This is a genomic window from Streptomyces sp. NPDC058632, assembly GCF_042717095.1.
Classification (GTDB): domain Bacteria; phylum Actinomycetota; class Actinomycetes; order Streptomycetales; family Streptomycetaceae; genus Streptomyces.
In genome coordinates this window covers 24,778-35,250 of sequence record NZ_JBHXQZ010000083.1, presented here as the reverse complement: position 1 = coordinate 35,250, position 10,473 = coordinate 24,778, and the positions used below count along the sequence as shown (strand labels likewise).

Genomic DNA, 10,473 nt, shown 5'->3' with positions numbered 1-10,473 from the left:
ACCCCCCGCCAAACATCTATTCTGTGGCGGCGGGGGGGCGGTTTTTGTTTAAACACCCCCGCGGCCCCCGCCCCCCGGGGGCGGGGCCCCACAGCCGTCATCCGTCGCGTCGGGGTTCGGTGAGTGTCGGGGTTCGGGGTTCGGTGAGTGCAGACCGTCCGAGGACGCGCCACCACGGCCGCCGGTGACGTTCAGCCGGCGTCGAGGCTCAGCACCGCGCGGACACACTTGCCGACCGGTACCCGCTCCACGAGGATGTCGCGCACCAGAGCCTGCACGATCTCCAGGCCGTGGCGGCCGACGCGCTCGGGATCGCGGGGGTAGACGCGGGGCAGTGTGCCGCTGCTGTCGTAGACGGCGACCGTGATCGCTTCGTCCGTACCCTCGAGCTCCAGGATGTACGGGCCGTTGCTGTGCCGGTCGGCGTTGGTGACCAGTTCGCTCACGACCAGCAGCGCAGCGCCGTCGGTCCGCTCGCCGATCGTGGCGCACCACTCGGTCCTGAGCTGTTCGAGGAACATCGCGGCGAAGGCGCGTGCCTCGGCGATGCATCCCGGCTCGCCGGTGAAGTGTGCTATCCGCCGTAGCGGTTCCACGGGTACATCGAAACCAGTCGGTATCACTGCCCCGTCCAGGTGATCGGTCATGCGGTTCTCTCTGGGAAGCCGGGCTGCCGGACGATCTGCACTGGTGCACTTACCCCGAGTTCGGCTACTCAGTCCCCTGATCGGTGTTCGGCTCGCCACAGAGCGGGAACCCGTTCCAGCGGGGCTGGAACGGGTTCCGGTGCAGGCGGGAAGGGCGACCGATGAGCGAGCTGTTGGCGGTGCGGTGCCTGATGACGCTGCCCGTGGTGACGCTGGGCGGCGACGCCGTCGCCCACGTCAAGGACACCGTCCTCGACCCCGTGGCCGGCTGCATCACGGGCTTCACCCTCACCGGCCGGACTCTGCTGTCGGGCCCGCTGTCCCGGGACCTGCCCTGGCCGGCGGTGCACTCCCTCGGCCCTCACGCGGTCATGGTCCGCGACGAGGAGGCGCTGTGCGACCTGCCCCTGTCGGTGGCCCGCCGCGACGCCCTGCGCGGGCGGCTGCTCGGCACGCAGATCCTCACCGACGAGGGCGATGCGCTCGGCACGGTGCTCGACGTCCTGGTCGACGGAGGCACCAGCGGCCGGATCGTCGCCTTCCGGCTTGCCGCGCACCGGGACCCGGCGCCGGGTTCGAGGCACCGGCGGCACCGGGTGTACGTGCCGCGCGGTGAGGCGCTGTCCGTCTCCGGCCGGTCGCTGGTCGTCCCCGCGCACGCCACCACCCACGTCACCGACGACCTGCCGGACTTCGTGGCCCGGGCCGGCGCGTTCCGCGCCCGGCGGACGGGCGTACTGCCGTGATGCTGTTCTCCCGGGTGCGGGGCCTGCCGGTGCTGACCCCGGGCGAGGGGCTCCGGCTCGGTGCCGTACGGGCGCTGACAGTCGACGCGGCGTCCGGCACCGTCACGCATGTACGGGTACGGCGTGGACGGCTGCGCAGGGAGATCGTGCTGGCCTGGGGCGCCCTGGACGCCGTCGGCCCGGACATGCTGATCGCGGTCCCGTCCTCCGCGCTGGCCGCGGCCCCGCCGCATCACGAGCTGATCGGCCGCAGGGTGCTCACCGAGGACGGCGAGGAGCGCGGCACCGTGCTCGACGCGGCGTTCGATCCGCTCACCGCCCGTATCGAGGCGGTCCTGACGACGATCGGCGAGCTGCCGGCCGAACGGCTGCTGGGGCTGGGCGGCCACGCTCTGGTCGTACGAGGACGCAGGGCAGCGCGCGGGTAGGGCCGGTGTGGTGGATCATGCCCTGGGCGGCACCGCTTGCGGCGTCGTTCGTGGCGTCGCGGTGAGGTCCTCGGTGGTGCCGTTCGGCGCGTCGTCCGTGGTGCCGGACTCGACCGGTGGCGGCGCCGGGGGGTCGGACGGCGGCGGCTCGCCGGTCGTCGGATCGCTGTCCCCGGGCTCGCTCGACGGCGGCTCGCCGGGGGGATCGTCCCCGCCCGTCGTCGGCCCGGAGCCGGGGGCCGACGGGGAGGTGTCGGGCGACGGTGACGTGGGGTCGGCGTCATCCGGTGACGGGCTCTGCCCGTCCGGTGGCTTCGTGGCGTGGTCCTCGCCGCCGGTGTCGCCCCGGTTCCTCTCGAACCAGCCGCCGTCGGCGTCGCGGACCACGAACTTCTCGATGTCCCGCGGAGCGGGGTCGACCACGACGACCTTCGAGGGGGAGTAGCCCGGCCAGGGGTCGCCGGTGTAGCGGGGGTCGGCCTGTTCGACCGGTTCGGTCAGCGGGTTGCCGCAGGCGCAGCGGACCCGGGGGACGCCGCGGTCGTCGACGAGCACGGCCGTGCCCGCCTGGAGGACGGCCTGGTAGTCCGTGGCGGCGCCGTCGCGGTATCCGTGGTTGGTGACCCTGGTGTCCAGCCGGAGGTGCAGCGGGGTCAGCGAGCGCAGGTACGAAGGGGCCTCGGAGGGGTCGACGCCGGCCACCGAGGCGAACGCCTCGTTCTTCGCCGGCACCTCCCGGAGGTATCTGATCTGCTGCTCCACGTCGCAGGCGGCGACGTCGCGGGTGCCGCCGTACAGGCCGGGTTCGCTGCCGCGGACACCGCGCACCGCGTTGGCCGGGGAGGACTCGGACGCCGGTCCGGTGGGCGGGGCTTCGGTGGTGGGCGGGGCGGAGGTCGTGGGGGGTGCGGAGCCGTCCTCGGCCGTCGATTCGGTGAACGGGTCGGGGCCGGTCTCGTTCGCGGCCTGGAGGAAGACCTCGCTCCCGCCGCCCGCCTCGGATCCTCCGTCGGTGCGGGTGAGCACCACGGCGAGGACCACGGCCACCGCCATGGCCGCGGCGAGCACCCCTAGACCGGGTACGGACTTCCACCACGGCCGCCGGCCGCGTCCGGCCGGCCCCGTGCCCCCGCCCGCGCCGCCCGGCGGGGGCGGGGGCGGGCCCGAGGACGACGGCGGGGAGGCCCCGGACAGCGGCCCGGACGGGGGCCCGGTGGGCCGGCCGGAGGACGGCGGTTCGACGCTCACGAGCCCTTCTTCCCAGCGCGGCTGCAGGAGACAACCATCAAGCCGATGTCGACATGACGATTCTTCCGTTATGGCTTCATTGTGCGCTCCGGTGGCGTACCCGCCGCAAGCCGACGCGGACGGACCTCCCGGCAGGCGTCCCGCGTGAGGGCTGCTTAGCGTGCAGGGGTGAGTTCACGCACCCTCGCCGACCTGGCGATCGCCCGTCACGGCTGGGCGCAGGCCCTCGTCACGGTGCTGGGCGGGCTGATCGCCATGGGCGTCGTGGCCGCGCTCGGACTGTGGGCGGCCGGTGCCGCGGATCTCCCGGACGGCTCCTTCCCCAAGGTGCTCGCGGCGACCGTCGTCACGGCCGTCGGCGGGTCGGTGGACCTGTCCGGCGACGCGGGGGACCTGGCCGGCACGGAGGGCGGCCTGACCGTCATGCCGCTGTCCGTCACCCTCACCGGCGCCCTGTTCATCGGCTGGGCCTTTCTGCGTCCGTTGCGCCACCGGGCCGTCGCCGGGGCGCCGGAGCTGGCCGGGTGGGCCGCGAGGATCGTCACCCTGTGGCTGATCGCCCTGCTCGGGTTGGCGTTCGCCGCCCGGCACACGTTCGAGATCTCCCTCGGGGAAGGCGCCCTGGGTGATCTCGGTGATCTGTTCGGGGTCGCCCCCGAGGTCGGCTTCGCCGCCGATGTGCCGCTGACCGTACTCATCGGCCTGCTCTGGGTGGCGGGCGTCCTGGTGCTGGCCCTGCTGGTGTCGCGCGGCGCCCCGCTGCCGGGCCGGCTGCTCCGGTTCCAGACGGCGGTACGGCCCGCGGCGCACGCGATGCTGCACCTGCTGCTCGCCTTCGTCGTCATCGGTGTCGTGATCGCACTGGCCGTCGCGGCGACGCGGGGGCACCCGGCGGAGACGTTCGCCGTGCTCCTGCTCGGTCTGCCCAACGTGACCTGGCTCGCGCTGACCATCGGACTGGGCGCCACCTGGGACGGCAGGGTGGAAGGCCCCTTCGGGCTGCCCATGCCGCACGTCCTCGACGAGGTGCTGCGCACCGAGGACGTCTCGGCGCTGAACCTGAGCACGCTCGCCGAGCACGACGGCAGGGTGTGGTGGCTGCCGGTGGCCGACGCGGTCCTGCTGCTGGCCGTGGCGTTCGTGGTGGCGGCCCTGTCACCGGCCGGGGTCCGGGCCTGGCAGCACGCCGTGCACCTGGCGGTGGCACTCGCGCTGACGGTGCTGATGATCTGTCTGGTCGGCCGGATCTCCGCCCGGCTCGGCCTGTCCGTGCTCGGCATCGGCGACCTGGGCACGGGGCTCTCCGGTCAGGTCCTGCTGAAACCACGCCTGCCGGCCGCGCTGGGGCCGGCCCTCCTGTGGGGTCTGGTGGCGGGCTTCGCGGGCGCGCTGCCGGCCCGAAGGACGCGCCGCCGGAGCCGGTCGGACAGCTGAAGTCGGGCAGCTGAAGTCGGGCAGCTGACCGGGGCGGACGGCTGACGGGCCGGGCGGGGCGCTCGAAAGCATTCCCTAGGTCCGCACCGGCCCGAACACCGGGTCCGCCCAGGCCGGCGGGGGCTGCGGCGCGTCCCGGTCCGCCGCTCCCCCGGCCGGCCCGGTTCCGCTCCGGCCACCGGTGCGGTGTCCGCCTCCGTCTCCGTCTCCACCAGTGCTCCCGTTCCGGCTTCCGCGCAGGGCCACGCGAGTGGCGGGGTGCCCCTCGGGGGCGGTCGTGGTGGTGCCGCCCCCCGTGACGGCGGTGCGCAGAGCGGCGACGAGGTCCAGGCAGGACGCGTACCGGTCGTCGGGGCTCTTCGCCAGTGCCTTGGCGAGGACGGCGTCGGTCTGCGGAGGGAGATCGGGGCGTACGGCGGTCAGGGGCGGCGGATCGTCGTACTGGTGGGCCCAGAGCAGGGCCATGTCGTCGTCCCGGCAGAAGGGCGGACGACCGGTGAGGATCTCGTGGACGACGCAGGCGAACCCGTAGACGTCGCAGCGGGCGTCGACCGGACGCCCGGAGATCTGTTCCGGAGCCACGTAGTCGAGGGTGCCGACGAACTGGCCGACGGTGGTGAACCCCGTCAGGGACAGGGACTTCTTGGTCAGGCCGAAGTCGGTGAGATAGACGTGCTCGGGGTGGTCGCTGTCGGTGCCGCGGGCGACCAGGATGTTTCCGGGCTTGACGTCCCGGTGGACCAGGCCGTGCTCGTGGGCGGCGTCGAGCGCCGAGGCCACCTGTGCGGCGATGCGCAGCGCGGTGGGGGACGGCAGCGGTCCCTCGCGGTCGAGGAGGTGGCGCAGGTCGCTGCCCTCGACGTACCGCATGGCGATGTAGAGGATGCCGTCCGTCTCCCCGGCCTCGAAGACGGGGACGATGTGCGGGTGGTCGATGGCGGCGGCGGTGCGGGACTCATGGGTGAAGCGGCGGCGGAAGGTGTCGTTGCGGGCGAGTTCCGGGGCGAGCAGTTTCAGGGCGACCGTGCGGTCCAGGCGCAGGTCCCGGGCGCGGTAGACGACGGCCATGCCGCCCCGGCCGATCTCGCGCTCGATGCGGTAGCCCGCGACCTGCTGTCCCGTCAGCTCGGAGGGCCGGCCGGCGAACAGGCTGGTGTCGTGCGTCATCGGACGTCACGGTCCGGGGAAGGGCCCGGGCTGACGACGCGGGTGGGCTCGCCGGGAACGACCCGGGTGGGGGCGTACCCGGCGGCTTCCGGGGCTTCGGCGGCGCGGGGCGGTTCGTCGGCGGCGTAGGTGTGCAGCCGGGTGCCGTCGGTGTAGACCCAGCGGCCGTGGTCGGAGTCGTAGAGCCACAGGGACTCCCCGTCGACGACGAGGCCGACGCGCAGCCCTCGGGTACGTGTGCGGAAGCCCTGGCCGTCGAGCCCGCCGCCGGCCAGTGCCTCGACGGCGGCCCGGTAGCCGGCCAGTGCCTCCTCGGCCCGGGTGAGCAGGGGCCGGGGGTCGACGGTGCGGGCCAGGGGCGCTCCGGAGGCGGGCGGGTCCTGGGGCACCGCGACCAGCAGGCGGCCGTCGACCCAGGCCGACCAGCCGTTGGAGCACAGCACCTGTCCCCAGTCCCCGCGCCGCTCGACCAGTCGTACCGGCAGCAACGGGTCGAGGCCGACGGTGGGCCCCGCGGGGTCGGGCGCCTCCCAGGCAGGCATGCCGTCGCCCGGCACGACATGGGTGGGCCGGAATCCGGGCGTGGACGGGGTCGTCATGGGCCGGCTACCTCCGCATCACGGCGGGTTCGTGGCGGCGCAGCAGCCGCAACACGGCGAACGCGAACAGCGCCGAAAGGACCAGCAGCATCGCCGCATCGAGCAGCCACACCCCCGGGGAGTGCTGGAAGAGCGGGTCCGCGGTGGTCTCCCCCGGGGAGATCCTTGCCAGGTCCACGGTGCCGGCCATGGCGCCGAACGCCCAGCGCGAGGGCACCAGCCAGGACAGCTGCTCCAGGACGGGCACGCCGTCCAGTCTCAGCAGGGCACCGCAGAACACGACCTGGACGATGGCCACCAGCACCAGCAGCGGCATCGTCACCTCCTCCTTGCGCACCAGCGCGGAGACGAGCAGGCCGAGCATCATGGCGGTGAAGCCGAGCAGGGCGACGGCCGTCGTGATCTCCACCAGAGGCGGCATCAACACGCCTTCGCCACCGGGTGCGTCGAGGTCGACCCCGAGCAGGGCGACCAGGGTGAGCACCACCGCCTGCAGCACGGTGACCGCGCCCAGCACGATGATCTTCGACATCAGGTACGCCGATCTGGACAGGCCGACGGCCCGTTCACGCCGGTGGATCGGGCGCTCCTTGACGAGTTCCCGTACGGCGTTGGCGGCGCCCGTGAGCACGGCGCCGACGCAGAGGATGAGCAGCGCGTTCATCGCGGTGCTCTGCGTCAGGGTGCTTCCGGCCAGGGCGCGGGCCATCGCGCCCATCACGAAGGGCAGCGCGATCATGATGGCGAGGAAGGTGCGGTCCGCGCCGAGCGTGGCGGTGTACCGGCGTACGAGGGTGCCGAGCTGCGCGGTGCGGCTGCGCGGCCGGGGCGGCGGGGCGACGGCGACCGGGCCGGCCGTCCGCCGCCGGGGCTGGGCGGTGGCGTCGGCGATGTACCGGCCGTGGAAGGGCGAGTCGCGGTAGGCACCCGCCCAGTCGCGGTCCTGGTCGCGTTCGAAGGCCTCGAAGGCCTCCGGCCACTGTTCGAACCCGAAGAACGCGAGGGCGCCCTCGGGCGGCCCGTAGTAGGCGACGCGCCCTTTGGGGGCGAGCATCAGGAGCCGGTCGCACACGTCCAGGCTGAGCACGCTGTGGGTGACGACGATGACGGTGCGGCCGTCGTCGGCCAGTGCGCGCAGCATGTGCATCACCGAGCGGTCCATCCCCGGGTCCAGACCGGAGGTCGGCTCGTCGAGGAACAGCAGGGACGGCTTGGTGAGGAGTTCCAGGGCCACGCTGACGCGTTTGCGCTGGCCGCCCGAGAGGTCGTGCACGGGCTGCTTCGCCCGCTGTTCCAGGCCGAGCTCGCGGATGACCTCGTCGACCCGGGCACGGCGTTCGGCCTTGGCGGTGTCCTGCGGGAAGCGCAGTTCGGCGGCGTAGGACAGGGCGCTGCGGACGGTGAGCTGGGCGTGCAGGATGTCGTCCTGCGGGACGAGGCCGATGCGCTGGCGCAGTTCGGCGTAGTCGCGGTAGAGGTCCCGGCCGTCGTAGAGGACGGTGCCGTGGTCGGCGGGGCGCTGTCCGGTGAGGGCGCCCAGCAGGGTGGACTTGCCCGCGCCGCTCGGGCCGACCACGGCGAGCAGGCACTTCTCCCCCACCGGGAACGACACGTGGTCGAGCAGGGTCTTGCGGCCGCGGTCCACGGTGACGGTGAGGTCCTGCACGTCGAGGGAGATCTCGCCGGTGTCGACGTACTCCTGGAGTTCGTCGCCGACGAGGCAGAGCGCGAAGTGGCCGATGCCGACGATGTCACCGGGGCCGACCGGGGCGCTGGTGACGGGCGTGCCGTTGAGATAGGTGCCGTTGTGGCTGCCGAGGTCGGCGATCTCGTACGTCCCGTCGGGCAGCGCCCGCAGTTCGGCGTGCCGGCGGGAGACCACGAGGTCGGCGATGACCAGGTCGTTGTCGGCCGCGCGGCCGATGCTGACGGTGCGGGTGGGCAGCGGCCGTACGGTGGTGGGCCTCCGGTAGGTGCCGGTCAGGGCGGGGCTCGACACGGCGGAGAGGCGCTCGGGAGCGGGCGGCGGCCGGTCGGTCAGGACGGCGCTCGGTCCGTCCTGGGGGCTGCCGAAGCGGATGACGCTGCCTGCTCCGACGTCCCTCACGTGTACGCGGTGGCCGTCGGTGTAGGTGCCGTTGGTACTGCGCTCGTCCTCGAGGATCCAGTGGCCGTCCTCGGGGTGGAGCACCGCGTGATGCCAGGAGACCCGGGCGTCGTCCATGACGATGTCGCTCAACGGGTCGCGTCCGACGTGGTAGTCGCGGCCCGGGCTCATCAGGGTGGAGCCGCTGTCGGTCTCCACGAGGAGCTCCGGTGCGACCGGCCGCTCGACCATGCCTGGATTCTACCGATTGGTCCGTTCGAGTGCCTGACATGGCGGGTGGGAGCGAGGCGGGGGGCGGTCAGGCGACGGGGACGCCCAGCACCGGGGCCGCGCGCTGCATCCGCAGGGCGTCCACGGATTCGGCCAGGAGCTCGTACTCGGTGGTGTCGTCGCCGGTGGCGAGGCGCACCATCTGTCCGGCGGCCAGGGCCTCGGCCATTTCCTCCTGTCGGGCGACGTCGCCGCACCAGGCACGCAGCACGGCGGGTACGTCGGGCACGCCGTCGGCGACGGGGACGAGCGCGCCCGGGGGTAAGTGTTCGGCCTCGGGCTGCGGGTCGAGCCGCTCGGCGATCCAGGAGGCGCGGTCGCGCAGCCACCACAGGGCGAGGGCCAGGGTGGGGGCGCGGTAGGTGCCGAGGGGTACACCGATGCGGCGGCCGTCGCATACCCCGTACGCCGTGACGTGGCACAGGAACTCGTCGTGCACGATTCCCTCCCCCGGTTGCGTTGCCCGTCGGCCGACCGGGCCGGCTCTCCGGCGGGTCGCGCGCTGTGTGTGAGGGCGCCGTCGCGCGGGGTGAAGCGCTCTCGTTGTCGAGTATGTTCACCGCCGAATCACTGTCACCATCCCTTTCCGGCCACTCTCCTGGCATATTCGCCCCTTCTTCCGGCCGGAATGGTGTGTTTGCGGTGCACGGCAGGGGGCGGACCTGACACGGCGCCGGCCGCGCCGTCACGACGTCGACGGCGCGGCCGGGAAGGGCGGGCCCGAAGGCCGGTCCTACTGCTTGACGACGGCGTCGATGCGGGCCAGTTCGTCCGCGTCGAAGTCGAGGTTGCGGGTGGCCGCCACGCTGTCCTCCAGCTGTCGCGGGCTGCTCGCCCCGACCAGGGCCGAGGTCACGCGTCCGCCGCGCAGCACCCAGGCGAGCGCCATCTGCGCGAGGGTCTGGCCGCGGGACTCGGCGATCACGTTCAGCGTGCGCAGCCGTTCCACCAGCTCACCGGTGACGGCGTCGGTGTTCAGGAACGGGCTGTCGCTCGCGGCGCGGGAGTCCTCGGGAATGCCGTCGAGGTAGCGGGCGGTCAGCAGACCCTGTTCCAGCGGGGAATAGGCGATGGAACCGACCTGGAGCTCGTCCAGGGCGTCCAGCAGGCCCTCGTCCTCCGGGCGCCGGTCGAGCATCGAGTAGCGGGGCTGATGGATCAGCAGCGGGGTGCCCAGCCCGTCGAGGATGCGGGCGGCCTCGCGGGTCTGCTCCGCGGAGTAGTTGGACACGCCGACGTACAGCGCCTTGCCCTGCTGCACCGCCGAGTGCAGGGCCCCCATCGTCTCCTCCAGCGGAGTGTCGGGGTCGAAGCGGTGCGAGTAGAAGATGTCGACGTAGTCGAGGCCCATCCGGTCGAGGCTCTGGTCCAGCGAGGACAGCAGGTACTTGCGCGAGCCCCATTCGCCGTACGGACCGGGCCACATCAGGTAGCCGGCCTTGGTGGAGATCACCAGCTCGTCGCGGTACGGCGCGAAGTCCGCGCGCAGGGCCTCGCCGAGGGCCGACTCGGCGGCGCCGGGGGGCGGGCCGTAGTTGTTGGCGAGGTCGAAGTGGGTGACGCCCAGGTCGAAGGCGCGGCGCAGGATGGCGCGCTGGGTCTCGGCGGGGCGGTCGGGACCGAAGTTGTGCCACAGGCCGAGCGAGAGCGCGGGAAGCTTCAGGCCGCTGCGTCCGGTGCGCCGGTAGGGCAGGTCCGCGTAACGGCCGGGGTGTGGGGTGTACAACGCGACTCCAGAGGGTTGGCACACAGGTGGGCGGCACGGGTGTCCGGCTCCGTGGCCCCAGAACCGGAACCAGAACCGGGGTTCCACTCTGCCGTGGTCCG

At 73.1% G+C, this 10,473-nt stretch carries 10 protein-coding genes; 3 read left to right on the top strand and 7 right to left on the bottom strand.

Annotation, left to right across the window (positions count from 1 at the left end; all coding sequences use genetic code 11):
- Positions 1-191: 191 nt before the first annotated feature.
- Complete coding sequence (locus ACFWVE_RS26905) at positions 192-647, bottom strand: ATP-binding protein (RefSeq protein WP_384018996.1); 456 nt, start codon at positions 645-647, stop codon at positions 192-194.
- A 161-nt stretch (positions 648-808) separates the two neighbouring features.
- On the opposite strand from ACFWVE_RS26905, the gene ACFWVE_RS26900 reads away from it, so the two are divergent.
- Both ACFWVE_RS26900 and ACFWVE_RS26895 read left to right on the top strand, forming a co-directional pair.
- Positions 809-1,393 carry a PRC-barrel domain containing protein gene (locus ACFWVE_RS26900; protein WP_384018993.1) on the top strand — a complete coding sequence of 195 codons (585 nt, stop codon included), beginning with the start codon at positions 809-811 and terminating at the stop codon, positions 1,391-1,393.
- Positions 1,390-1,821 (top strand): PRC-barrel domain-containing protein, encoded by a 432-nt coding sequence (locus ACFWVE_RS26895; protein WP_384018990.1) that lies wholly within the window; start codon positions 1,390-1,392, stop codon positions 1,819-1,821. Before ACFWVE_RS26900 ends, ACFWVE_RS26895 begins: the two co-directional genes overlap by 4 nt.
- Positions 1,822-1,836: 15 nt before the next feature.
- On the opposite strand, the gene ACFWVE_RS26890 is transcribed toward ACFWVE_RS26895, so the two are convergent.
- Positions 1,837-3,069, bottom strand: coding sequence for a DUF6777 domain-containing protein (locus ACFWVE_RS26890; protein WP_384018986.1), 1,233 nt, complete (start codon positions 3,067-3,069; stop codon positions 1,837-1,839).
- A gap of 168 nt (positions 3,070-3,237) precedes the next feature.
- Between ACFWVE_RS26890 and ACFWVE_RS26885 the strand changes: the two genes are divergently transcribed.
- Positions 3,238-4,503 carry a streptophobe family protein gene (locus ACFWVE_RS26885; RefSeq protein WP_384018983.1) on the top strand — a complete coding sequence of 422 codons (1,266 nt, stop codon included), beginning with the start codon at positions 3,238-3,240 and terminating at the stop codon, positions 4,501-4,503.
- A 75-nt stretch (positions 4,504-4,578) separates the two neighbouring features.
- Here ACFWVE_RS26885 and ACFWVE_RS26880 read toward each other — a convergent pair whose 3' ends face one another.
- From ACFWVE_RS26880 to mgrA, 5 genes are all read right to left on the bottom strand, one after another.
- Positions 4,579-5,670, bottom strand: a complete 1,092-nt coding sequence (locus ACFWVE_RS26880; protein ID WP_384018980.1) for a serine/threonine-protein kinase — start codon at positions 5,668-5,670, stop codon at positions 4,579-4,581.
- Positions 5,667-6,269 (bottom strand): hypothetical protein, encoded by a 603-nt coding sequence (locus ACFWVE_RS26875; protein ID WP_384018977.1) that lies wholly within the window; start codon positions 6,267-6,269, stop codon positions 5,667-5,669. Before ACFWVE_RS26875 ends, ACFWVE_RS26880 begins: the two co-directional genes overlap by 4 nt.
- A 7-nt stretch (positions 6,270-6,276) precedes the next feature.
- Entirely contained in the window at positions 6,277-8,607 is a 2,331-nt protein-coding gene (locus ACFWVE_RS26870; RefSeq protein WP_384018974.1) for an FHA domain-containing protein, read from the bottom strand.
- 67 nt (positions 8,608-8,674) lie between these two features.
- Positions 8,675-9,085, bottom strand: a complete 411-nt coding sequence (locus ACFWVE_RS26865; RefSeq protein ID WP_384018971.1) for a hypothetical protein — start codon at positions 9,083-9,085, stop codon at positions 8,675-8,677.
- Positions 9,086-9,379: 294 nt separating this feature from the next.
- The gene (mgrA, locus tag ACFWVE_RS26860; protein ID WP_384018968.1) at positions 9,380-10,372 is read right to left on the bottom strand and encodes an L-glyceraldehyde 3-phosphate reductase; all 993 of its coding nucleotides are present in this window, start codon (positions 10,370-10,372) and stop codon (positions 9,380-9,382) included.
- Between the last annotated feature and the right edge of the window lie 101 nt (positions 10,373-10,473).